24 protein-coding genes are annotated in these 23,070 nt (G+C 68.2%); 12 read left to right on the forward strand and 12 right to left on the reverse strand.

All coding sequences use genetic code 11. From position 1 onward, the window contains the following. Window positions 1-182: 182 nt before the first annotated feature. Window positions 183-398 carry a hypothetical protein gene (locus tag AB0P21_RS14100; RefSeq protein WP_363696650.1) on the forward strand — a complete coding sequence of 72 codons (216 nt, stop codon included), beginning with the start codon at window positions 183-185 and terminating at the stop codon, window positions 396-398. A 43-nt stretch (window positions 399-441) separates the two neighbouring features. After that, a complete protein-coding gene (locus AB0P21_RS14105; protein WP_363696652.1) occupies window positions 442-1,710 on the forward strand; it encodes an alpha-amylase family protein in 1,269 nt (422 codons plus the stop codon). Here AB0P21_RS14105 and AB0P21_RS14110 read toward each other — a convergent pair. The 6 genes from AB0P21_RS14110 to AB0P21_RS14135 are packed head-to-tail and all read right to left on the reverse strand — an operon-like array spanning window position 1,700 to window position 8,125. Continuing rightward, window positions 1,700-3,427 (reverse strand): FAD-dependent monooxygenase, encoded by a 1,728-nt coding sequence (locus AB0P21_RS14110; protein ID WP_363698418.1) that lies wholly within the window; start codon window positions 3,425-3,427, stop codon window positions 1,700-1,702. The genes AB0P21_RS14105 and AB0P21_RS14110 overlap by 11 nt on opposite strands. Next, entirely contained in the window at window positions 3,427-4,299 is an 873-nt protein-coding gene (locus AB0P21_RS14115) for an intradiol ring-cleavage dioxygenase (RefSeq protein ID WP_363696654.1), read from the reverse strand. Before AB0P21_RS14115 ends, AB0P21_RS14110 begins: the two co-directional genes overlap by 1 nt. 30 nt (window positions 4,300-4,329) lie before the next feature. Beyond that, window positions 4,330-5,538, reverse strand: coding sequence for a thiolase family protein (locus AB0P21_RS14120; protein ID WP_363696655.1), 1,209 nt, complete (start codon window positions 5,536-5,538; stop codon window positions 4,330-4,332). Beyond that, window positions 5,535-6,569 (reverse strand): maleylacetate reductase, encoded by a 1,035-nt coding sequence (locus AB0P21_RS14125; protein ID WP_363696656.1) that lies wholly within the window; start codon window positions 6,567-6,569, stop codon window positions 5,535-5,537. The genes AB0P21_RS14120 and AB0P21_RS14125 overlap by 4 nt, the downstream gene beginning before the upstream one ends. Further along, the gene (locus AB0P21_RS14130) at window positions 6,562-7,314 is read right to left on the reverse strand and encodes a CoA-transferase (RefSeq protein WP_363696657.1); all 753 of its coding nucleotides are present in this window, start codon (window positions 7,312-7,314) and stop codon (window positions 6,562-6,564) included. Before AB0P21_RS14130 ends, AB0P21_RS14125 begins: the two co-directional genes overlap by 8 nt. Beyond that, window positions 7,307-8,125, reverse strand: coding sequence for a CoA-transferase (locus tag AB0P21_RS14135; RefSeq protein ID WP_363696659.1), 819 nt, complete (start codon window positions 8,123-8,125; stop codon window positions 7,307-7,309). Before AB0P21_RS14135 ends, AB0P21_RS14130 begins: the two co-directional genes overlap by 8 nt. A 75-nt stretch (window positions 8,126-8,200) precedes the next feature. Between AB0P21_RS14135 and AB0P21_RS14140 the strand changes: the two genes are divergently transcribed. Then, window positions 8,201-8,995, forward strand: a complete 795-nt coding sequence (locus tag AB0P21_RS14140) for an IclR family transcriptional regulator C-terminal domain-containing protein (protein WP_363696660.1) — start codon at window positions 8,201-8,203, stop codon at window positions 8,993-8,995. Between the two features lie 55 nt (window positions 8,996-9,050). Here AB0P21_RS14140 and AB0P21_RS14145 read toward each other — a convergent pair whose 3' ends face one another. Next, the gene (locus AB0P21_RS14145) at window positions 9,051-9,647 is read right to left on the reverse strand and encodes an ester cyclase (RefSeq protein WP_363696662.1); all 597 of its coding nucleotides are present in this window, start codon (window positions 9,645-9,647) and stop codon (window positions 9,051-9,053) included. Between the two features lie 110 nt (window positions 9,648-9,757). Here AB0P21_RS14145 and AB0P21_RS14150 point away from each other — a divergent pair, with 110 nt between their 5' ends. Beyond that, on the forward strand, window positions 9,758-10,147 hold the full coding sequence (locus AB0P21_RS14150) for a helix-turn-helix domain-containing protein (RefSeq protein ID WP_363696663.1): 390 nt from the start codon (window positions 9,758-9,760) through the stop codon (window positions 10,145-10,147). A gap of 54 nt (window positions 10,148-10,201) precedes the next feature. Here the strand turns inward: AB0P21_RS14150 and AB0P21_RS14155 are convergent, their stop codons facing one another. Further along, on the reverse strand, window positions 10,202-11,257 hold the full coding sequence (locus AB0P21_RS14155; RefSeq protein ID WP_363696665.1) for an SIS domain-containing protein: 1,056 nt from the start codon (window positions 11,255-11,257) through the stop codon (window positions 10,202-10,204). Between the two features lie 111 nt (window positions 11,258-11,368). On the opposite strand from AB0P21_RS14155, the gene AB0P21_RS14160 reads away from it, so the two are divergent. Together AB0P21_RS14160 and fbaA are read left to right on the forward strand one after the other, a co-directional pair. Then, on the forward strand, window positions 11,369-12,088 hold the full coding sequence (locus AB0P21_RS14160; protein ID WP_363696667.1) for a GntR family transcriptional regulator: 720 nt from the start codon (window positions 11,369-11,371) through the stop codon (window positions 12,086-12,088). A gap of 230 nt (window positions 12,089-12,318) precedes the next feature. Then, complete coding sequence (gene fbaA, locus AB0P21_RS14165; protein ID WP_363696669.1) at window positions 12,319-13,344, forward strand: class II fructose-bisphosphate aldolase; 1,026 nt, start codon at window positions 12,319-12,321, stop codon at window positions 13,342-13,344. 59 nt (window positions 13,345-13,403) lie between these two features. On the opposite strand, the gene AB0P21_RS14170 is transcribed toward fbaA, so the two are convergent. Then, complete coding sequence (locus tag AB0P21_RS14170; RefSeq protein ID WP_363696670.1) at window positions 13,404-14,465, reverse strand: LysR family transcriptional regulator; 1,062 nt, start codon at window positions 14,463-14,465, stop codon at window positions 13,404-13,406. Between the two features lie 81 nt (window positions 14,466-14,546). On the opposite strand from AB0P21_RS14170, the gene AB0P21_RS14175 reads away from it, so the two are divergent. Further along, window positions 14,547-15,362, forward strand: coding sequence for an LLM class flavin-dependent oxidoreductase (locus AB0P21_RS14175; RefSeq protein ID WP_363696671.1), 816 nt, complete (start codon window positions 14,547-14,549; stop codon window positions 15,360-15,362). Between the two features lie 145 nt (window positions 15,363-15,507). Here the strand turns inward: AB0P21_RS14175 and AB0P21_RS14180 are convergent, their stop codons facing one another. Next, window positions 15,508-16,656: a type IV toxin-antitoxin system AbiEi family antitoxin domain-containing protein gene (locus AB0P21_RS14180; RefSeq protein ID WP_363696673.1), complete on the reverse strand. Its 1,149-nt coding sequence runs from the start codon at window positions 16,654-16,656 to the stop codon at window positions 15,508-15,510. A gap of 79 nt (window positions 16,657-16,735) precedes the next feature. Further along, window positions 16,736-17,185, reverse strand: coding sequence for an HNH endonuclease (locus tag AB0P21_RS14185; RefSeq protein WP_363696675.1), 450 nt, complete (start codon window positions 17,183-17,185; stop codon window positions 16,736-16,738). A gap of 146 nt (window positions 17,186-17,331) precedes the next feature. On the opposite strand from AB0P21_RS14185, the gene AB0P21_RS14190 reads away from it, so the two are divergent. The 3 genes from AB0P21_RS14190 to AB0P21_RS14200 all read left to right on the forward strand — a co-directional run bounded on the left by AB0P21_RS14190 (window position 17,332) and on the right by AB0P21_RS14200 (window position 19,903). Further along, the gene (locus tag AB0P21_RS14190) at window positions 17,332-17,739 is read left to right on the forward strand and encodes a DUF3151 domain-containing protein (RefSeq protein ID WP_363696677.1); all 408 of its coding nucleotides are present in this window, start codon (window positions 17,332-17,334) and stop codon (window positions 17,737-17,739) included. A gap of 50 nt (window positions 17,740-17,789) precedes the next feature. Further along, window positions 17,790-18,563, forward strand: a complete 774-nt coding sequence (locus tag AB0P21_RS14195; RefSeq protein ID WP_363696678.1) for a 2-phosphosulfolactate phosphatase — start codon at window positions 17,790-17,792, stop codon at window positions 18,561-18,563. A 125-nt stretch (window positions 18,564-18,688) separates the two neighbouring features. After that, a complete protein-coding gene (locus AB0P21_RS14200; RefSeq protein ID WP_363696679.1) occupies window positions 18,689-19,903 on the forward strand; it encodes an MFS transporter in 1,215 nt (404 codons plus the stop codon). Here AB0P21_RS14200 and AB0P21_RS14205 read toward each other — a convergent pair. Beyond that, a complete protein-coding gene (locus AB0P21_RS14205; protein WP_363696680.1) occupies window positions 19,894-20,715 on the reverse strand; it encodes a helix-turn-helix domain-containing protein in 822 nt (273 codons plus the stop codon). The two genes, AB0P21_RS14200 and AB0P21_RS14205, sit on opposite strands and share 10 nt — an antisense overlap. Before the next feature lie 85 nt (window positions 20,716-20,800). Between AB0P21_RS14205 and AB0P21_RS14210 the strand changes: the two genes are divergently transcribed. Beyond that, complete coding sequence (locus AB0P21_RS14210; RefSeq protein ID WP_363696682.1) at window positions 20,801-21,292, forward strand: VOC family protein; 492 nt, start codon at window positions 20,801-20,803, stop codon at window positions 21,290-21,292. Between the two features lie 400 nt (window positions 21,293-21,692). Further along, entirely contained in the window at window positions 21,693-22,985 is a 1,293-nt protein-coding gene (locus tag AB0P21_RS14215; protein WP_363696684.1) for an adenylosuccinate synthase, read from the forward strand. Window positions 22,986-23,070: the final 85 nt, after the last annotated feature.

The raw sequence follows: 23,070 nt of genomic DNA on the forward strand, positions 1-23,070 counted from the left end.
TATGAGCCCCTCGGTGCCGATTCTGTTGCAGCCGGGGTCCAGAAAGTTGTCGGGTCAGGGGCGTAACCCCGCGGTGGGCCGGTGCGTTGGTGGAAGAGTCAGTCCCAACTCGGGCGGGGAACGGCGCTTGCTTCGGCATGCGCTGGTTCGGGTTCAGCGATGGCGATTTTGGGGGAAACACCATGAGTTCGAATCTGCATGTCCGGCGTGCGATGTGGGCCGAGCTGATCCACGAGGTGCAGACCGTGCAAGCGATCTCCACCGCGGCGGTCGAGGCGAAGAGCGACGAGTCGCGGACCGCGTTGCTCAAGCTGCTGGAGGCCGAGACGGCCGAGGTGGTCGCCCTGGTCCACGAAGTAGGTCGGGACTACTCCAGCCCGGCGAGCGCCGCGAGCTGAAGCAGGGCAACTAGTGTGGGGCCATCGACTCTGAGGAGGGCTGATGGTGCCTTGGGCCGATCACGCGATCTGGTGGCAGGTCTACCCGCTGGGATTCGTCGGCGCTGAGGACGCCGCGCTTCCTACCGGCTTTCGCACGTCCCGGCTCGGCAGGCTGGAGAACTGGCTCGACTACGCGGTCGAGCTGGGCTGCAACGGGCTGCTGCTCGGACCGGTCTTCGAGTCCGAGACGCACGGCTACGACACGGTCGACCACTTCCGGATCGATGCCCGGCTGGGCGACTACCAGGAGTTCGACTCGTTGGTTGCCGCGGCCAAGCAACGTGGGCTGCGGATCCTGCTGGACGGGGTGTTCAACCACGTGGCCCGGAGCTTCGCCGCGCCGCCGGAGTGGTTCAAGCACCGGCCGGACGGATCCCTGGACACCTTCGAGGGGCACGAGCACCTGGTCGTGCTCAACCACGAGGAGCCGGCGGTCCGTGAGTACGTCATCGAGGTGATGTGCCACTGGCTCGACCGGGGCGTGGACGGCTGGCGGCTCGACGCGGCGTACGCGGTGGCGCCGGAGTTCTGGCGTGGGGTGTTGTCGGAGGTCCGCGAGCGGTTCCCGGAGGCGTGGTTCGTCGGCGAGCTGATCCATGGGGACTACGCCGGCTACGCGGCGACCAGCACGCTTGACTCCATTACGCAGTACGAGCTGTGGAAGGCGATCTGGAGTTCGCTGAACGACCGGAACTTCTTCGAGCTGGCCTATGCGCTCGAGCGACACCAGCAGTTGGTCGACCCGTTGGTGCCGCAGACGTTCGTCGGCAACCACGACGTGACCCGGATCGCCAGCAAGTTGGACGATCCGCGGCACTTGGGTCACGCGTTGGCGGTGCTGTTCGCGGTGGCCGGTATCCCGAGTATCTGGGGCGGTGACGAGCAGGCGATGAAGGGGATCAAGGAGGACCGGGTCGGTGGCGACGACGCGATCCGGCCGGAGTTCCCGGACAAGCCCAGTGACCTGGTCGATCCCGACTGGGCGACGTACCGGCTGCACCAGCAACTCATCGGCGTACGGCGTCGCAATGCGTGGTTGACGCGGTCACGGACCAAGGTCGCCCACCTCACCAACGAGGCGCTGGCACTGCGCTCAGGTGACACTGCCGGCCAGTTGCTGCTCCTGCTGAACGTAGGAGACGAGGCCTACCGCTTCCCGGTGGAAGTAGCAGGCCTCGTCATCGCGGCCCAGTCGGACCCGAATCAGCAGCTACCGACCGACCCGTTGCTGGTGCCGCCGCACAGCTGGCTGGTGCTCGCTACCGGTTGAGCAGCGCCTGGAACGCGTCTCCCAAAGCGCTAGTGGGATCAGCAGGCAACTCGTGCGAGCGGTAGGCGACATGAGCGTCCGGGCGAACCAGTAGACAGCCACTGTCGGTGATCTCGCGCAGCCGCGCCCAGTCGCCGTACAGGTCGTCCAGCTCCCGACCAGGGCCGACTACGAAGGCCTCTACCTCGACACCTGTCTGCTCTGCGATCGACCGGGCAGCCTTGACCCAGGCCTCGCCACCGATGCCGGTGAGCAGGGTGAAACGGCCCTTGCCGACTACGTCCAGGGTGCTGACCGTTTCGGCACCTCGGGTCAACCAGCAGTGTGGGATGCGCGCCCCCGGCCAGGTGGTCGGGTGGTAATAGAGCTCCGGATCCCGCTGGTACTCCGGTTCGTCGGTACCGTCCGGCACTACTGCTGCTGACTTGTACCGCTGCCCCAGCTCGACACCGTGCGCGTTGAACTCGTAGTCCTTGAGCTCGATCGCCTTGCGCAGTTCCTCGCGCTGCGCGGCGCCCGCCGGGCTGTCGTCCTTGCGCGACTCGATCGTGCGGCCTTCCGGCGCATCAGGAGTCATCCCGAGCGCGTGGAAGATCTGACCGAACTGGGTGCGGCTCTTGTTGGCCCGCTCCACGATCTGCTGGGCGATCGGGAGGCGCTCCTCGTCGTACGTGTCGAGCAGCTTGGGCGTTGCCTGACCCTTGAGGACCAAGGCGAGCTTCCAGGCCAGGTTGTACGCGTCCTGGATCGACGTGTTCGAGCCGAGGCCGTTGCTCGGCGGGTGCCGGTGGATCGCGTCGCCCATGCAGAACACCCGGCCGACCGACGCCTGCTCGGCGTACATGTGGTTGACGCTCCACACCGAGGTGCCCTTGAGCTTCACGTCGATCGTGTCGTCACCCACCAGGTTGTGCACGATCTCGGTCGCCATCGCCTCGTCGACGACAGGTGCGGGCTGGTTGATGTCGTAGCCCCACACGATCAGCCACTCGTTCCACGGCCGCACCATCCGGATCAGGCCGGCCCCGATCCCGCCGATCTGAGCGCCGGGTTGCAGCACCCAGTACAGGACGCTCGGCCGGTGCGCGACGTACTTCGACAGGTCGGCCTCGAAGACGATGTTCATCGAGCCCTCGACGTCCATCTGGCCGGCCATCGGCAGCCCGATGTCCTGGGCCACCTTGCTGCGGCCGCCGTCGGCGCCGATCAGGTACTTCGCCCGGATCTGGTAGGTCTCGCCCGACAGCCGGTCCCGGACCGTCGCGGTGACGCCGTCGTCGTCCTGCTCGAGCGACACGTACTCCGTGTCGAAGCGCAGGCGGGCGCCGCGGCTGGCCGCAGTACTGACCAGGATGGGTTCGAACAGCGTCTGCGGCAGGTCGCAGGGCAGCGTAGGGCTGGCCTCGGTGTAGTCGGCGAGGCGCTGCGGATGCGTGCCCCAGGTGCGGATCCGGCCGATCTCCTCGCCGGCCAGGCTGGTGCAGAAGGCGGTCTGGCCCATCAGCGCGTGCTCGGTGCCGAGGCCGGTGATCTTGTCCTCGATGCCCATGTCGCGCATCAGCTCGATCGTGCGCTGGTTGGTGATGTGCGCGCGAGGCGTGTTGGCGGTCCAGCCGTAGCGGGTCAGGACCACGTTGTCGATGCCGTAGCTGGACAGGAAGAGGGAGGCTGCGCCGCCGGCCGGGCCGGTGCCGACGATCAGCACATCGGTTTCCATCACAATGATCGGGTCTCCTCGGTGGTGGCGAGCACCAAGTCGTACTGGACGGTCGAATAGGGCTGGTCGAGCACCCGGCCGTCGGGCGCCGTACCGGGCTCGTGGTCGGTGAAGTCGGCGATCAGCGAGTCCTTCACGCCGAAGACGGCATCGTCGTGCAGGTGGTCGTCACCGGCGGCGAAGACGTGGGTGATCAGCCGGGAGAAGCCGGGCGCGGTCACCATGAAGTGGATGTGGGCCGGGCGCATCGGGCCGCGGCCGGCGGCTCTGAGCAGCTCGCCGACCGGGCCGTCGTCGGGGATCGGGTAGGCGACCGGCCGGACCGCCCAGAACGAGTAGTTGCCGTCGGCATCTGTTGTCAGGTGGCCGCGGTTCTGTGGGCCGTCGGCATCTTTCTGTACGTCGTAGAAGCCGTCCTCGTCGGCCTGCCAGGTCTCCACCAGAGCACCCGCGATCGGGTTGGCTCGGAGGTCCAGGACTCGCCCACTCACCAGGCAGGGCTGTCCGGGCGCGCCGTTGGACAGGTCGTCGCCGAGCTTGATCTCCGGCGACCCTTCGACGAAGAACGGGCCGAAGACCGTCGACTCGGTCGCGCCGTCCGGCTTCTGGTTGCCGAGGCCAACGGTCAGCATCGACAGCCCGAGCACGTCGGACAGCAGCACGAACTCCTGCCGGGTACCGGTCGAGGTGTGGCCGGTCCGGGTGAGGAAGTCGATCCCGGCGAACCACTCCTCCTCGGTCAGCTCGACCTCGCGGGCGAACTCGTGCAGATGCCGGACCAGCGCGCTCAGCACGGTTCTGGTGCGCGCGTCAGGGCTGCCGTCGAAGCTCGCCACGACGGCGTCGGTCAGCTCGTCTCCTGCCAGGTCCATCAGTACTCCTCAAGCTCGGGGTGACTTCGCTCAGACTGCTTCGATGACCATGGCGAGCCCCTGGCCGACGCCGATGCACAGGGTGGCCAGGCCGTATCCGCCACCACGGCGGCGCAGCTCGTGCGCGAGCGTGGTCAGAATCCGGGTGCCGGAGCTGCCGAGCGGATGCCCGAGCGCGATCGCTCCGCCGTTCACGTTCACCTTGGCCCGGTCCAGCTCGGGCCATTCGCCCAAGCAGGCCAGGCTTTGCGCCGCATAGGCCTCGTTGAGCTCGACCAGCGTCAGGTCGTCCCAGTCGATGCCGGCCTTCTGCAGCGCCTTCCGGGAGGCCTCGACGGGGCCGATTCCGAAGTACTGCGGGTCGACGCCGTGCACCGCCCGGCTGACGATCCGGGCGAGCGGCGTGATGCCGAACTGCTGCGCGGTTGCCTCGTCGGAGATCAGTACTGCGGACGCGCCGTCGTTCAGGGTCGAGGCGTTGCCCGCGGTGACCGTGCCGTCTGCGCGGAAGACCGGCTTGAGCTTCGCCATCGTGTCCGGGGTGCCGCCGTCGCGGATCGACTCGTCGCGGGTGAGCGGCTCGGTCTTCTTGGGGAGGATCGGCGCCAGGTGTTCCCAGAGCACGAGCTCGTCGTCGAACCTTCCTTCCGCCCAGGCTTTGCCCGCCTTCTCGTGGCTCTGCAGCGCGAAGAGGTCCTGTGCGTCGCGATCCACGTGGTACTTGGCAGCGAGCTGCTCGGTCGCTTCGCCGAGTGAGACGGTCCACTCTTCTGGCATCCCTGGGTTAATCAGGCGCCAGCCGAGGGAGGTGGACTCGGCGGTCATGCTGCCGTGGGGGAAGGCTCTGTCGGGCTTCGGTAGGACCCAGGGAGCTCGGCTCATGGACTCCACGCCGCCTGCGACGATCAGCGAGGCGTCGCCGGTCTCGATCGCCCGGGCTGCCTGGATGGCGGCTTCAAGGCCGGAGCCGCAGAGGCGGTTGACCGTAGTACCGGGGACGCTGGTGGGGTAGCCGGCCAGCAGCGCGGCCATCCTGGCGACGTCGCGGTTCTCTTCGCCGGCGCCGTTCGCGTTGCCGAGGATGACGTCTTCGATCTGTGCTGGGTCGAGGTCCGGGTGCCTGGTAAGCAGCTCTCGGAGTGTGACGGCGGCGAGGTCATCGGGCCGGCCGCCGGACAATGCGCCGCCTAGTTTGCCCACTGGAGTGCGCACGGCGTCTAGCAGATAGGCCGATCTCACGGTGCTGTTCCTTCCCAGGCGCGGTGCAGGATTTCGCTGACGTCGATGGTGGTTTTGGCGTGGACGCGCTGCGCTGCTTCGGCTGCTTGTTGTTCGGTCAGGCCGAGCTCGCGCAGGCTGGTCGGGACTTCGGCTTGGGTGAACAGCTCGAACAGTCCGGTTGCTAAGTCGTCCGTCTCCAGTGCGGCTTCGAGTCTTGCCTTTGCGCGTGTGACCTCGGGTGCTTTGACTCGGGTGACCTGGGGCAGGACCGCCGCGTGGGTTTCTGCGTGGGGGAGGTTGTAGGTGCCGCCGAGGAGGTGGCAGAGCTTGTGGTGGATTCCGGTGCCTGCTGACGCGAGAGCTGAGCCAGCTAGTGAGGCGCCGTACAGGAGGTTGCTTCGGGCCTCTAAATCGGTGGGGGATTGCAGGGTTTGGAGGAGGCCTTCGCGGAGTGCGCGGGCGGCTTCCACGGCGGTGACCTCGGTGATGGGGTCGGCTTTATCGGTCCAGGTGGCTTCGACGCAGTGCGCGAGTGCGTTGGCGACGCTCGCGGCGGTGATCTTGAGTGGCAGGTCGCGGGTGAGGATGGGATCGTAGATGACTGTCCTCGGGAGGACTTTGAGGTCGGTGCCGGTGGTTTTCTCGCCGTCGTCGGTCTGGCCCCAGACTGGGGTCATCTCCGAGCCGGAGTAGGTCGTCGGCACTGCGATGATCGGCAATCCTGTGGTGGGCGCGATCGCTTTGGCGAGGCCTATGGCCGAGCCGCCGCCAATCGCCACGATGCCGGTCGCACCGACCTCCGCGGCCTTGGCGCGGGCTGCGTCGGCCTTCTCCTTCGGGACGTGCTGGCGGACCTCGTCGATCCGCCCGGCGAAACGGTCGCCGAGCGACCGCTGCACCAGATCCGCCCAGTCACGCGCCGACCTCGTTGCTATCAGCAACACTCGGTCAACGCCGAGCAGGTCGACCTCAGCGGCTACCTCATCGAGTGATCCGGCGCCGAGGACCACTCGACTTGCCAGTCCGACATGGGTGAAGGGTTCAGGCATCAGCCGTCTCCCGGTTCCTCAGTCGGCGCAGCGCATCGAGCTCCAGCTCGGTCGGTGCGGGAACGTATTGGATGCTGTCGGCAACCTTCAACGGCCAGCCGGTCGCCGCGATCGCCTGCTCCACAGTGACGCCGGGGTGCAAACGGGTGAGGGTCAGCTCATTGGTGACCGGGTCCGGCTGGAGTACCCCGTGGTCCGTGATCACCAGCGTCGGTCCCGCGCCAGGCGCCTGCCGCTCGCGGCCGGTCGGTCCATAACCGACGGACGAGACGAAGTCGACGCGCTCGACAAACGTCCGCGGCGACTGCTTGACGATCACGATCACCCGCCCTGCCGCCGCAGCGATCTCCGGCGCGCCACCGGCACCGGGCAGCCGGACCTTGGGATCCGCGTGATCGCCGATCACCGTCGTGTTGATGTTGCCGAACCGGTCGATCTGCGCCGCGCCCAGGAAACCGACATCGATCCGCCCGGCCCCGACCCAGAAGTTGAACATCTCCGGCACCGACACCACCGAGACCGCCGTCGCGGCCAGGTCGTCGTCGCCGATCGACAGCGGCAGCTTCTTCGGCTTCGCGTCGATCGCCCCCGATTCGTAGACCAGCCGGCAGTTCGGCGCGTGCGTCCGGCGGGCCAGGTTGGCGGCCAGGTTGGGCGGGCCGACGCCGACCAGGCAGACGTCGCCGTCGAGCAGTTCGCGGGCGGCGGCGACGTTCATCATGTCCGCGCTGGTCCACTCAGACATTGCTGTTCTCCTTGAGGTCGTTCTCCGCGGCCCAGGCGAGGAAGGACTCGCGGTCCCGCGAGATGGCGTCCCACTGCTGGTAGAAGTCGTTGTCGCGCACGGAGTACCCGGCGGCGTACGACGGCCAGGCGCCGTTCGGCACCACGCTCACTGCGGACAGCACCCAGTTCGGCAGGATCACCGCGCCGGTGCGCTGCGGGAACTCGTCGACCACCTCTTCCACGGTGACGATGGCCCGTTTGGCGGCGAGCACTGCCTCCCGCTGCACCCCGGTGATGCCCCACAGCATCACGTTGCCGTCGCGGTCGGCGAGCTGCGCGTGGATGATCGACACATCCGGGTTGACCGCCTTGACCGCAGCCAGCTCCTCGCCGGTGAAGGGGCAGGTGACCCGGCTGATGATGTCCTGCTGCTCCTCGAGATCGGTGCCGCGGTAGCCACGCAGTACTGCGAACGGCAGCCGCGCTGCGCCGGCCGAGTACGCGTTGGCGAGCCCAGCATGGCTGTGCTCCTGTACGACCAGCCGGTGCGGCCAGTGGTTCTCCACTGCGTCCCGCAGCCGGTGCAGCGAGCCCACACCCGGGTTGCCGCCGTACGAGAAGACGATCTCGTCGGCGCAGCCCAGGCCGATCAGCTGGTCGTAGACGAGGTCAGGCGTCATCCGCACCAGGGTCAGGTGGCGACGGCCCTGCCGGGCGATCTCGTGCGCGGCCGCGAAGGGGATCAGGTGGGTGAATCCCTCCAGCGCGACCGTGTCCCCGTCGTGCACGTGCTCGGCGATCGCATCGGACAACGGCACTGGACTTGTCATCGGCTACCCCTGGTCAGGATGTCTGCTAGGATTTCGCTCAGCGAAAGATTCTTCTTTCAACGAAAAGGCTAGCTCATGGTTGGTGATGCGTCTACAAGCGCGACCGGCGGGACCTTCCTGCAAGGGCTCGAGCGCGGGCTCGCGGTGATCCGCGCATTCAACGCGGAGATGCCGTCGCTGACCCTGAGCGAGGTGTCACGGGAGGTCGGCATCACGCCGGCGACCGCACGGCGGATCCTGCTCACGCTGGAGGAGCTCGGTTACGTGCGCAGCGACGGGCGGCGCTTCTCGCTGACACCTCGCGTGCTGGCGCTCGGCTGGGCGTACCTGTCCTCGCTGGACCTGGGCGACATCGCCGGGCCGTTCATGGAGGAGCTGAGCCTCAAGACCCAGGAGTCGTGCTCGATCGCGACGCTGGACCTGCCCGACATCGTGTACGTCGCCCGCGTGCCCACCCGCCGGATCATGACGGTCGCGCTGGGCGTCGGCGCGCGTCTCCCGGCGTACGTGACGTCCATGGGGCGAGTGCTGCTGGCGGATGCTCCGGCGCACGAGGTCTCGACGTACCTGTCGGCGCTGGAGCCGGAGGAGCTGACCGACCACACGGTGACGTCGGTGGACGAACTGCGGGGGCTGATCACGCAGGCGGGCGCCGACGGCTATGCGCTGGTCGACCAGGAGCTGGAGCTTGGGCTGCGGTCGATCGCAGTACCGATCAGGGACTCGCGGGGCCGAGCCGTTGCCGCCCTCAACGTCTCGGCCCACGCGTCTCGCTCCACCCGCGCCTCGCTGCGCGCCGAGGTACTGGACCCGCTGCGGGAGTGCGCCGACCAGATCGGTACCGCGCTCAGCCGGCGCGGGCGGATCTAGCCGCGGTGCCGCTCAGCAGCCGGCGCGGGCGGATCTAGCGGCTTCGCTCTAGCCTTTAGCCGAGGCCGATCTGGGCGTAGAAGGACTGGTTGTCCCAGAACAGGTACTCCTCGTCCATCGTGTTGCGCTTGTTCCAGATGCCGACCGTCGCCATCGGGAGCACGAACTTCTTGCCCGTCGGCTGGATGAAGCCGCCCTTGCCGTCGGGCATCGGCTTGCTGAAGGTGCCCTTCATCACCCCGGTGACGGCGGTCAGCTGGTCGTTGGCCAGCCGGAACTGGTGCTCCAGGATCCGGGTGTCCGGCGCCCAGACGAACATCGCGGCCAGGTCGGCGATGTGCTTGTCGATGCCGTCGGTGAAATGCCCGTCCGGCCAGTGCACCCGGATGTTGCGGGCGTGGCTCTCGTTCAGCCGGTCCCACTTCTGACCGGTGAAGACCTCGAAGTCCAGCTCGTCGAAGATCTTCAGGTGCTTGCGCTCGGCGGGCGTGAGGTTCTTCGGAAATCCGTTGCCGCCGCCGTGCTGAGCGCCGGTCGTGGTGCTGTCGGTGGCGCCGTAGGCCAGTTCGGTGTTGGTGCTCACCGCGGCCAGCGCGAGGGCGCCGAAACCTGCCGCGCTGCTGCTCCGGATCAGGGAACGTCGATCGATCATCGGGGTCGCATCCTTCGGGTCGGTGCTGCTGTAGTTTCTGCTGGATACTGCTTACCAGTAGATACTACAAACTTCAAGTAACTGGTTCCCGGTCGGAGTACGCTGGAGACATGGACAGTGACCTGGGTGAAGGCGTGGAGTACGACGTCTTCGGCGCCGCCTGTCCGTCCCGGCCGGTGCTCGAGGACGTGACCGGGCGCTGGGGATCACTCGCGCTGAGCGCGCTCGCCAACGGGCCGCTGCGGTTCAACGAGCTGCGGCGGCGGGTCGAAGGTGTCAGCCAGAAGATGCTGGCGCAGTCCCTGCAGGCGCTCGAACGCGACGGCCTGGTGAACCGGGAGGTCCAGTCGACCTTCCCGCTGAAGGTGGAGTACAGCCTGACGCCGACCGGCGAGGTGCTGGCCGCCAAACTGCTCGACCTGATCGGCTACCTGACCGGCAGCATGCCCGGCATCCTCGACGCCCAGCAGACCTACGACCAGGCCCACGCCGAGGCCTGAACAACAAAAACTGCCTTCACCCACAGTGGGTGAAGGCAGTTTTTTTGTTCGGTGTCAGTCGGTCTGGGTGACCTTGCGGAGGCCGCGGGGGGCGTCGGGGTCGAGGCCGAGTTTGCGGGCCAGCGCCTCGATCGCGCGCTGGGCCGGGATGACGAGGGCCAGCGGGGCGAGCGTCTCCGGCAGGTCGGGGCCGGGCAGGTTGACATCGCAGAGGGCGGCGAAGCGGGCGTCGCCGCCGATGCCGAGGATCTTGCTGCCCTTCTCGCGGACGATCGAGGCCAGCTCGGTCATCCCGGGCAGCGCGGGACCCTCGCCCGCGGCGACCAGGATGGTGACCAGGTCGGAGTCGACGACCGCGATCGGGCCGTGCTTGAGGTCGGCGTACGAGAGACCGCGGACCGGCTGCAGGCAGGTCTCCTCCAGCTTGAGGGCGACCTCCAGCGTGGTGCCGAAGGTCAGACCGCGACCGCTGGACAGTACGTCGTGCGCCCCGGCGAGCAGCTCGGCGGCGGCGTCGACGGAGCCTTCCAGCATCTTGGCGGCGGCCTCCGGGACGCGGGCGATGTCGGCGTCGAGGGTGCCCGGCTTCTGCGCCAGCGCGTCGACCGCAACGGTGATCGCGGCCAGCTGGGTGGTGTAGGTCTTGGTCGCCGGGACGGCCAGTTCCTTACCTGCCTGGGTGATCAGCGCGACGTCGGCGACCGAGGCCAGCGGGCTGTCGCCGTCGTTGGTGATGCCGACGATCGCGGCGCCGTTGCGCTTGGCCCACTCGGCGGTGTCGACGATCTCCTGGGTGGCGCCGGACTGGCTGACCGCGACCACCAGCGAGTTCGACAGGTCGAGGTTGGCGCCGTACAGGGTGGCCACCGACGGCGCGGCCAGCGAGGCCTGCCGGCCGGCGTGGATCTCGGTCAGGTAGCGGCCGTAGACGCCGGCGTTGTCCGAGGACCCCCGGGCGACGAAGATCACGTGCCGGCGGCCGGCGGCCAGCCGGGTGATCTCGTGCCGCAGCGGCAGCACGTGCTCGAACGTCGCGGCGAGCGCCGCGGGCTGTTCGGCGATCTCGCGGGCCATCTGGGTGGCGGGAGCGGGGACGGGCGTTGACACCACGACGATCACTGGTCCTATCTGGTCTTAACAGGTATGCTGCGCACGATAGCAGTGAGCGGCGAACCGGGGCACCCCCCGCGTTTCCGCCCAGGTCTGGAGGATCGAGTTTCGATGGTGGCGACCAAGCGGGCGCAGGTCCGCGCTGTACTGGAACGGCTGATCGACGTCGAGCTGCACCCCGGGGATCCGATCCCGTCCGAGCGCGCCCTGGTGGACAAGCTGAACGTGTCCCGGGTGACCGTGCGGCAGGCGATCAGCGACCTGGTCGAGTCCGGCGCGCTGGAACGCGTGCACGGCAAGGGGACCTTCGTCACCGGCCCGCAGGTCGACTCCCAGCTGCACTTGACCTCCTTCTCCCGGGAGATGCGCGCCCGTGGGCTGGAGCCCGGCACGGTCGTCCTGTCGGCGACCGAGATCGAGGCGTCCGACGAGACCGCGAAGGGCCTACGGGTGCCCAAGGGCACCAAGGTGATCCGGGTCGAGCGACTCAGGACCGCCGACGCCTCCCCGATGGCCTACGAGGTCGGCTACTACCCTTCCGCCCTGTTCCCCGGCCTGCTCGGCCGCGAGCTGGGCACCCTGTACGACGTCTTCGCCAGCGAGTACGACGTGGTCGTCACCTCCGGTGAGCAGACCGTCCGGGCGGACAACGCCGACGGTCATGTCGCCCGGGTGCTCGGCGTGGCCCGGCGGGCACCCCTGCTGGTCCTCGAGCGCACCACCTTCGCCGGCCGCAAGGTCGTCGAGCTGTCCTGGTCGGCCTACCGGGCCGACCGTTACCGGCTGCACATGGCCCTGACTCCGCGAGGGCCGCGCTCCGGGTCGGCTTGAACCAGCCGGCCCAACTCAGCCGCTTGACCGGCAGGTAGCACTGTCTGTCCGGCGGTCGTCCAGGAAACAAACTGGATCGGTCCTGTTCATCAACTGGTCTGTTCTTCTGCTGTTCGCTCCCCGGTTACCTGACCGGCTCAGCAGACGGGCCGCCGCACACGACGAGGTGCGCGACGGCGATACTGGAGCTCAACCCACATGGAACTTTGCTGTGAGGAGTACCGCGAGACATGCCTATTGCCACCCCTGAGGTCTACGCCGAGATGCTGGACAAGGCGAAGCAGAACGCCTTTGCCTACCCGGCCATCAACGTCAGCTCGTCGCAGACGCTGACCGCCGCGATCCGTGGTTTCGCCGAGGCGGGCTCGGACGGCATCGTCCAGGTCTCCACCGGCGGCGCGGAGTACCTGTCCGGCTCGACCGTCAAGGACATGGTCACCGGTTCGGTCGCGCTGGCGGCGTACGCGCACGAGGTCGCGAAGAACTACAACGTGAACATCGCGCTGCACACCGACCACTGCCCCAAGGACAAGCTGGACGGCTTCGTCCGGCCGCTGCTGGAGATCTCCGCGCAGCGCGTCGCCCGCGGTGAGAACCCGCTGTTCCAGTCGCACATGTGGGACGGCTCCGCGGTGCCGCTGGACGAGAACCTCGAGATCGCCAAGGAGCTGCTGGCCAAGGCCGCGGCCGCCAAGATCGTGCTGGAGATCGAGGTGGGGGTCGTCGGCGGTGAGGAGGACGGCGTCGCCAACGAGATCAACGACAAGCTGTACACCACCGTCGAGGACGGCCTGGCCACGGTCGAGGCGCTCGGCACCGGCGAGCACGGCCGCTACCTGACCGCGCTCACCTTCGGCAACGTGCACGGCGTCTACAAGCCGGGCTCGGTCAAGCTGCGCCCGGAGATCCTGAAGGACATCCAGGACGCGGTCGGCGCCAAGGTCGGCAAGGAGCGCCCGTTCGACCTGGTCTTCCACGGCGGCTCGGGCTCCACGCTCGAGGAGATCCGCGCCGCGGTCGACCACGGTGTGATCAAGATGAACGTCGACACCGACACGCAGTACGCGTTCACCCGTCCGGTCGCCGGTCACATGCTCGCCAACTACGAGGGTGTGCTGAAGATCGACGGCGAGGTCGGCAACAAGAAGGTCTACGACCCGCGCGCCTGGGGCAAGGCGGCCGAGGCCGGGATGGCGCAGCGCGTCGCCGAGGCGTGCGAGAACCTGCGCTCCACGGGGACCTCGCTGCTCGCCTGATTCTTTTGCTGGTTGGTCTGCTGCACGCTGGTTGTTCGTTTTACCGAAAGGGCTCGCCGTCAGGCGGGTCCTTTCGGTTTTTGTGGGCGGGCCGGGTGGACCCAGGGGGATTTGAGGGGTTTGGCGGTCTGGGTGGCGAGGGCGAGGAAGCGGCTGGCGAGCGGGGAGAGGGTGCCTTGCCAGAGCAGGTAGATCTGGCGCGGCGGAAGCCCTGGGGTGAGCGGGTGGAGGGTGAAGCCGGAGCCGGAGCCGGAGCCGGAGCCGGAGCTCGGGCTGGGGCCGGAGCTGGAGCCGGGGCTGGGGTCGGAGCTGGAGCTGGCTGAAAGGGCGGCGACTGGGCCGGTGGAGCTGGTGGGGGTGGCGCCGGAGGTTGGGTTGGTGGGGTTGGGGGTTGGGGTGGGGCCGATGGCCAGGGCGGGGAGGATGGCGCAGCCCAGGCCGGCTCGGACCATGGAGACGACTGCTTGGTTGTCGGCTGTTCGGAAGATCACTTGGGGCGAGATTCCTTGGCTGGCAAGGGATTCTTCGACCATGCCTTGGTCGCAGATCGGGGGGAGCGCGACGATCGGAAGGTTGTCGAGTGCGGTGAGGGGCACCGGGCCGGGTGGGAAGCGGCCGGGTGGGGCGAGCAGGACGTGGTCGTCCTCGATGATGAGTCGGCCGTCGACGCCTGGTGGGGGAGCAGCGTCGAAGTAGACGAGGTCGAGGTCGTCCAGCCGGGGTGTCGGGGTCTCGTCTTCGAAGAGCCGGACGTCGCAGTCCGGGTGCTCCTCGCGAAGTCGCCGGACCAGTGGTGGCAGCAGCACATTGGTGACCGTCTGGAACGTGCCGATGTCGACCCGTCCGTCCCCACCGTGGAACCGCTCGATGGCCAGGCTCGCCGACTCCGCGCGCTGGTTGAGGTCGCGGGCGTGCTGGAGCACCAACCGCCCGAGCGGCGTGAGCGACACCCGCCGTGGACCGCGAGGACGATCGAAAACGCGACCGCCCACCGAACTCTCCAACGCGGCGATCTGCTGGCTGAGCGTGGACTGGGTGTAGTCGAGTCGCGCCGCGGCCGCAGCGAAGGTCCCCTCGTCGACCACCGCCTCCAAGGCCCGTAGCAACCGCAGCTCCATCATGTTGAACATCGTAAAGCTCGATCACCATCATCACGAATGATCGCTTTTCATGACCCATGGAGCCTCTCTACCGTCGAAGACATGAAACCGCTGAAGACCGCCGTGTGGATCCCGTTGTTCGACGAACTGGCTGACCCGCGCCTGGTCGCCCAGTTGGCCGCGAGTGCCGAGGAGGCCGGCTGGGACGGACTGTTCGTGTGGGACCACGTGCGCTGGCGCCCGCCGGTCCGCGCGGTCGCCGACCCGTGGGTCGCCCTCACCGCCGCCGCGATGGCGACCGAGACGCTGCGACTCGGCCCGATGGTGACGCCGCTGGCCCGGCGCCGGCCGGCCGTCGTCGCCCGCCAGACCGCGTCGCTTGACCTGCTGAGCAATGGCCGGCTGACCCTCGGGGTCGGGATCGGCAGTGATCGCTTCGGTGAGGAGTTCAGCCGGTTCGGCGACGAGGTCGACGACCGCAAGCGTGCCGAGCTCACCGACGAATCCCTCACCATCCTGCGAGCCGCCTGGTCGGGCGAAGCCGTCCGGCACCGCACCGCCAACTACACCGTCGACGACGTTGAGTTCCTCCCTCGTCCGGCCCAGCAGGACGGCATCCCGATCTGGGTCGCCGGCTTCCCTGGCAACGTCCGCCCGCGTCGCCGCGCGGCGCGGTACGACGGGTTCTTCCCGGTCAACCTGAGCCATCCCGACCAGCTCGCCGAGGCGGTCGAGGGCGTCAACGAGTTCCGCGAGGACCCCACTGCGCCGTACGACGTGGCGGTCGCGCTCGAGCCCGGGACCGACCCGGCCCCGTACGTCGCCGCCGGCGCGACCTGGTCCCTCACCGACTTCGACGCGGAATCCATCACCCGCGCCGAGGTCGAGGCAGTAGTTGCCCAAGGCCCCTTCCGTTGACTGCCGCCGTCGGCTCAGGCTCCGGCGCTCCCCCCGGCTCCTGCGCCGGCGCCGTCGACCGTCGCCCCGCGGCGCGGTTCTTATGGCGGACAGGTTCAGCTGGGTTGGTCCGGAGTACCGGACAAGCCGTAGGTAACGGCCAGGATCAGCCGGGTTGATCGGGGACGGCGGAGAAGCGGGAGACCGGGCCATGGTTGGTCGCGGATTTTCGCCGTGCGCGAGCGGGATCGAACGCCCGCACCCCAGTACGCCGGGAAGCGCGGCCGAACGTGGAGCGGAGTTGGTCGACGACCGTGGCGGGCTCGGCCAGGTCTTGCCAGGCGACGAAGCAGTACTCCAGCGGCTCGGGTGGTTCGGGGCCGTCGGCCGGTACGACGCCGAAAGCGCGGTCGGCCGCTTCGGGGTCGTAGTCGTCGAATTCCTCGCTCCAGAAGGGGAATCGGGGCTCGAACTCGACGACGGTGCGTTCGTCGGGGAACCAGAGAGCGCTGGCGAGATCCATGGCGTGCTCCTCGCAGAGGGGTGGGGGAAAGGGGGATGGCGCGGGGAGGTCCGCTTCGGTGAGGATCAGGCGGAGCCGCGACTCGGCCACTGAGGCAGATTCGCTGCAGGCCAAGGAGAAAGCTCGTTGTGCCCGGGCAGCAAGGGCTGCACGATCGGTCTGTTGGTCGTCGGCACAAGTCGACGAGAGCTCGGCGAGATCGCCCGGTCCAGGATGCTGGCCAGCCCTTCGCGCTGGGGCCTGGCCCGCAGGCAGTAGGTGGGTAGCGGCTCGTTTCAAGGTGGCCTGGGTGACCAGACCGGCGTACAAGGCGGCTTCGGTCAGGGCGACCGCCGGGGCCAGAGGGCAGGTGGCAGCGACCTCGACCACTGCCCGGGCCGGGGTGACCAGACGGAGGTTGTTCCAGAGAGTGACGCCTGGTCCGAGTGGGTCTCGGACGTGACGCTGGACTCCGTCGAGAGGAGAGCCGGGTTGTCGGGAAGTGACCTGGACAGTGCTGAGGTCGAGACCCCAGAGGGGCAAGGCATGCAGGGCTGCCGCCGATTGGTGGCTCGCGATCAGGCCGGGCTCGCCACGGCGTAGTACCTGGAAGAGCAGGCGGAGATGGAGCACCTGGTCGTCGACCAGGGTGAGGGTCTGGTGTGGGGCATAGGTCCCCGGCCGGATCCGGCGCCAGCCGCCGGTGTCCAGCAGGGAGTCGATGTCAGGGTCGGGGTAGCCGCACGCGCGGGCGTCGGCCCGCGTGAAGACGCCCCCGCGGATCTGGCTCATCACGCTGAGTTGTGGGTTCACACCAGAGAAGATGCACCGGCCGGAGCCCGGTCCGGCCGGCTACTTCAAAGCTGTGGAAAGAAGGCATAAAAATAGCCCGTCATACATGTATGACGAGCTCGGCGCGGGTTGGAACCCAGGGTTGCCACAGGAGCGGCATGTTGGCCTCGGACGGGGTCCGATTGCCTTTGCGCTCATTGCAGGAGGCATGAGCGGCGACCGCGTTCAGCCACTCCGTGCGGCCGCCTCTGGATCTCGGTTGGACGTGATCCATCGTGTCGGCGTTGGCCAGTCCGCAGTACGCGCAGTGGAACTTGTCCCGCCGCAGTACGCCGTGCTTGCTGTACTTCATCCGGCCGGCCGCGTACCGCCAGTGCGTGACCACGTAGCGGACCAGGCGGAGCACCCTTGGCACCGGAAAGGGACCGATGGTCCGTTCGCCATGCGCCTCCTCGACCACCGCCACCTCGCGGACCAGCATCCGGATGGCGTGCTGGATCGACACGGTGTGCAGCGGCTCGTATGACGCGTTCAGGACGATCACGCTCATCCGGTGCCTCCTTCCGGCCGTAGCTGGAAACCACGGCGGTCTCGACGCAAGGTCTCAAGCATCCGTGGCCGTCCGGTGAACGGTCAACGGATTTCGCCAGACGGTCACGTGCCGGTACGGGTTCGTGATCGGCGAAGATGGGGCTTATGGAATTGAACAATCTGCTGTCAGGTCCACCCGAGACACTACTCCCCGTCGACCCCGCCGCAGCGGAACTCGCCGCCGGGGCCGCCGCGGTCGACGTCGCGGCCAAGTTCCCGACCTCTTCACTGGCCTGGTCCTCGCTCGCCGAGGCCGCGCTCGCGGACGGGAACACCATCGAGGCCTACGCCTACGCCCGGACCGGCTACCACCGCGGTCTGGACGCACTGCGCCGCAACGGCTGGAAGGGCCACGGGCCGGTCCCGTGGGAGCACGAGCCGAACCGCGGCTTCCTGCGCTGCCTGGCCGTCCTCGGCAAGGCGGCCGCCATCATCGACGAGAAGGACGAAGCCGAGCGCTGCACGACGTTCCTGCGCGACTCGTCGGCCACGGCGGCCGACGTACTGGCCTGAGCGAGCCAACTAGGTTGTAGGGGTCGGCGCCGACGGGAAATGATCCGTCGGTGACCAGCCCCTATGCACAGTCCGGATTCCGCGTCGGCTTCGACTGGGGGCCGGTCGGCGCTACTGCCGTTCCCGGCAGCCTCGTGGCGGTGGTGGACGTCTTGTCCTTCACCACCGCCGTCACGGTCGCTGTCGACCTCGGCATCGACGTGTACCCGTATCGCTGGCGTGACGAGACCGCAGCCGCGTACGCCGAACAGCTCGACGCGGTCCTCGCCGTCGGCCGGTCCGAGCCGGGAGTCACGCTCTCGCCGGGCTCGATCCGCCGAGCGGCAGGCATCGAGCGGCTGGTGCTTCCCTCGCCCAACGGCTCCACGATCTCCCAGCTGCTCAGTGACAGTGGCTCGATGGTGATGGCGGTCTCACTGCGCAACAGGTCGGCCGCCGCCGACTGGGCGGCTCAGAGGCTGGCCGACGATCCATCACTGACAGTGGTGGCTGTTGCAGCCGGTGAGAGGTGGACCGACGGATCACTGCGTCCGGCGGTCGAGGACCTGTGGGGTGCAGGTGGGTTCCTGGCTGCACTGGTCGACCGCGGGGTCGGGCCACTCTCACCGGAGGCCCGCGCCGCCGTTGCGGCGTACAGGGAGGTTGCTGGTGAACTTCCGGAGCTGCTGTACGAATGCGCCGGCGGGCGGGAGCTTGCGGAGTACGGGTTCGCGGGGGATGTGGCAGTTGCGGGCGAGCTGGACATAAGTGGGCTCGTGCCGGTGTTGCAAGGAGGTAGAATCACTGAGTCATCGAAACCCCCGAGGTTCTGCCCGGTGACATAGCCGGCAGGCGGCGTGCGTCCCCGCTTCCTGCCGAACTTGGACGGTTGTAGGCGGCAACGACGGACCGGCGTAGCAGGACGCCCGCGGTCAGGTCACCGCCCCACCGGGCAGCGGAAGGTACCACCGTGCCGGCACTCACCGGACGGATCCGTACGCCCCAAACCGCTCCAGTCGAGAGTGGCTACCGCGTCGCCCTGCGCACGCCGGGAGCGTTGAAGTTCTACCTGGCCGCCGCGCCCGCGCGGATCGGCATCGCCATGACTGGTCTGGGCATCGTCTGGCTGGTCCACGGCTCAACAGGCTCGTACGCCGTCGCAGGCGCGGTGACCGGCGGTTTCGCCGTCGCCGAAGCTGTCGGTGGACCACAGGTCGCCCGGCTGATCGATCGCTTCGGGCAACCCCGGATGCTGCCGATCACCTTGCTTTTGCACGCGACCTCCATAGCTCTGCTGATCGCACTGACTCTGTCGGCCGCCCCGCTGTGGATGCTGGTGCTCGCCGGAGTACTGGCAGGCGGTTCGCTCCCACAGATCGGCGCCCAGACAGCAGCCCGCTGGTCACATGCCTTGCGCGGAGATCCCGTACTGTCATCCGCCTTCGCGTTGGAGTCATTAGGCACCGGCCTGGCCTACCTGGTCGGCCCTGCGCTCGTCGGGACCGTCAGCGCGTTGGTGTCGCCGGTAGCGGGCTCGTTGCTGGCGACAACCTTGGTGCTGGCAGGCGGCTTCACGCTGGCCGCACAACGCAGTACTGCGCCGCCTCCTACCTCCGGCGTCCGCGCCGAGGGCTCAGAACGCCTTCTACGTAAAGGGTTTCTGGCGTTGGTTGGCACGAACATTGCCGTCGGACTGTTCTTCGGCACCATGCAGGTGTCAGTGACAGCCTTCGCGGTCGGCCGAGGGTCGGAGTCACTCGCCGGGCCGCTCTACAGCATTACCAGCTTGATCAGCCTGGTCGCCGGAATCGCCTACGGAGCAAGGCGCTGGCGTACGCCGATCACCAAGCAGTTCGTGGTCGCCATGGCGGTGCTGTTCCTCAGCAGCCTGCCGCTGCTCGTGGCGGACAGCCCGCTGACTCTCGCCTTGTCACTGGCCCTCCCGGGCCTCGCCCTGGCCCCGATCCAGGTGCTGTCGTCCGTACTGGCCGAGTCGGAGGTCGAGCCCGCAGTGCTGACGCAAGCCTTCACTTGGCTGAACTCAGGGAGCGCTGCCGGTATCGCGATGGGCGCTGCCGTGGCTGGACGGGCAGTGGACGCACAAGGTCCGCACCTGGGCTTCGCCTTGGCTGTTGGCGCGACGCTGGCGGCCACAGCGATGGCTTTCGTGGTTCGTCAGCGGTAGGTGACTTGGGCCTCGGCTGCGGCGCGGGCGGCGTACTCAGCCGGGGTCAGGCCGATCTGCTCTTTGAACTCGTGGGAGAAGTGGGCCTGGTCGAAGTAGCCGAGGGCGGTGGAGAGGTCGGCCAGTTCGGTGGCCTCGCCGCGGGCCAGCAGGTCGGCGCCGTCGTGGAGGCGGTAGCGGCGGAGGACCCACTTCGGGCCGACGCCGACGTAGCGGCGGAAGAGGCGCTGGAGTTTGCGGATCGGGAGGTCGAAGGCGTCGGTGACCTGGTCGACCCGGGTCAGGGTGCGGTCCTCGCTCATCGCGGCGATGACGCTGCGGACCAGGTCGTACTGCGGGTCCGGGGCGACCAGGCGGTCGGTCATGAACGCCTCGAAGACGGCTCGGCGGCGGAGGTCGTCGGGCTCGGCGAAGATCAGGTCGGCCAGCCGGTCGGCGTCGTCGAAGACCTCGCGCAGGGGCAGCACCTCGTCGCGGAAGGAGCCGACGTCGAGGCCGGTGACCGCACCGAAGCCGCCGGCCCAGAACTTCACCCCGAAGACGCGGCCGCGGCCGGTCAGTTCGCGCTCGAACTTGCGTGTGCAGACCCCGTTGACGAACGCGCCGCCCGGTTGCTCGAAGGTCACGTTCACGCTCGGGTAGGGCAGCACCTCGGCGACGTACGGCGCGGGCAGGTCCCACTCGACGATCCAGTACCACTCCACGAACCGGTCGATCCCCGGGTCGGGCGTGAGCCGGCTCAGGCTGCGGTGCCGGGCCTGCTCCCGCGGATGCAGGATGCCTCTCTCGCTCTCGAAGGGTTGCCTGGACACCCTCCAAACCTACGGCAGCGCACCGACAGAACGCTGTCGCGTTCTTACAAGACCCGACCCACCCGGTTCGCGAAGACTGTTCGGTATGACGACGAACAAGGTGAACCCCATTCCGCCCGGCTACCACTCGCTCACCCCCTACCTGGCGGTCTCCGACGGGCCGAAGGCGATTGAGTTCTACATCGAGGTGTTCGGGGCCGAGGTGATCAGCCGGCAGGACCTGCCCGACGGGCGGCTCGGGCAGGCCGAGCTGAAGTTCGGCGACTCGATGCTGCAGCTGAGCAACGAGATGCCGCAGATCGGGCTGCAGGCGCCGAACGGCGACTGGGTGCACTCGTCGCTGGTGCACTACGTGCCGGACGTGGACGCGACCTTCGCGAAGGCGCTCGAGGCCGGCGCGCGGCAGGTGGAGGCGGTCCAGACGTTCATGACCGGGGACCGGTTCGGCACCGTGATCGATCCGTTCGGGCACCGCTGGGCGATCCTGACCAAGGTCGAGGACGTCTCGCCGGAGGAGGCCGACCGGCGGGTCAAGGAGTGGCTGGCGTCGAACCCCGAAGGCCTGGACGCGAACTGATTCGTCGCCGCGGGCAACCAGCGGCGAGGCGGTGGACGGGGCACCGGGCAACGAGCTTGAGTGTTTGTGAAACGGCGTGAAAACCCTTGTGGGCATGAAGAAAGCGGCCCGCCGGAACCGTCCCCTGCGGCAGTTTCGGCGGGCCGCTGACTAAGAGTGTGCACGCGATCACGGAAAATGGCAACCCGTCGTGATGAATTGCGCGCTCGGTGTCACGTGTTGACTCCCCGGAGCGGGAAGTACGTGGTAATGCGCAGTTCCGGTAAGCTTTGGTCGCAAGAGCCTGGACGCGGCGCCGAGACGAACTTCTGGTGACGTTGCCCGGGCTTCACCGTTTCTAGCGACCGGCCACCGACGGCGACGAAGCCGTTCGGGCCGACGCGTGAAGAGGAGGGCTGAGATGCCCGCAATCGTGCTCGTCGGCGCCCAGTGGGGCGATGAGGGCAAAGGCAAGGCGACCGATCTGCTCGGCAACACCGGGGCGACGATCGACTACGTGGTGAAGTTCAACGGCGGGAACAACGCCGGCCACACGGTCGTGATCGGGAACGAGAAGTACGCCCTGCACCTGCTTCCGAGTGGAATCCTGACCCCGGGCGTGACCCCGGTGATCGGCAACGGGGTGGTGGTCGACCTCAGCGTGCTGTTCGAGGAGCTCGACGCGCTGCAGGTCCGCGGGGTCGACACCTCTCGGCTGGTGATCAGCGCCAACGCGCACCTGATCCCGCCGTACAACCGGACCCTGGACAAGGTGGCCGAGCGGTTCCTCGGCAGCCGCAAGATCGGCACCACCGGGCGCGGCATCGGCCCGACGTACGCGGACAAGATGAACCGGATCGGGATCCGGGTCCAGGACCTGTACGACGAGAAGATCCTCGAGCAGAAGGTCACCGGCGCGCTGGAGCAGAAGAACCAGCTGCTGGTGAAGGTCTACAACCGCCGCGCGGTCGAGATCGCCGAGGTGATGGAGGAGCTGCTGGCGTACGCCGAGCGCCTGCGCCCGATGGTCGCGGACACGCCACTGCTCCTCGGCCGGGCTCTGGACGAGGGCAAGACGGTGCTGATGGAGGCCGGCCAAGCGACCCTGCTGGACGTCGACCACGGCACCTACCCGTTCGTCACCTCGTCGAACGCGATCTCGGCCGGCGCCTGCACCGGCTCCGGTATCCCGCCGACCCGGATCGACCGCGTGATGGCGGTCGTGAAGGCGTACACCACCCGGGTCGGCGAGGGGCCGTTCCCGACCGAGCTGCTCGACGCCGACGGTGAGTGGCTGCGCCAGCAGGGCTTCGAGTTCGGTACGACGACCGGCCGGCCGCGCCGCTGCGGCTGGTACGACGCCGTGATCGCCCGGTACGCCGCGCGCGTCAACGGCGTCACCGACTTCGTGCTGACCAAGCTGGACACGCTGACCGGCCGGGAGAAGATCCCGGTCTGCGTCGCCTACGACGTGAACGGCGTGCGGCACGACGAGATGCCGATGACGCAGACCGACTTCCACCACGCGACGCCGGTCTACGAGGAGTTCGACGGCTGGAACGACGACATCACCGGCTGCCGGAGCTTCGAGGACCTGCCGAAGAACGCGCAGACCTACGTGAAGGCGGTCGAGGCGCTCAGCGGCGCCCCGATCTCCGCGGTCGGCGTCGGCCCGGAGCGGTCCCAGATGGTCATCCTGGACAACCGCTTCTGACCCTGCTCGCCCGTGACCCCGGCCAGTCGGTGTTCGACCGATCGGCTGGGGTTTGGTGTTTGTCGGGCAGGTCTGGCGCGACGGC

It is taken from the genome of Kribbella sp. NPDC056861 (genome assembly GCF_040687575.1).
Taxonomy (GTDB): domain Bacteria; phylum Actinomycetota; class Actinomycetes; order Propionibacteriales; family Kribbellaceae; genus Kribbella.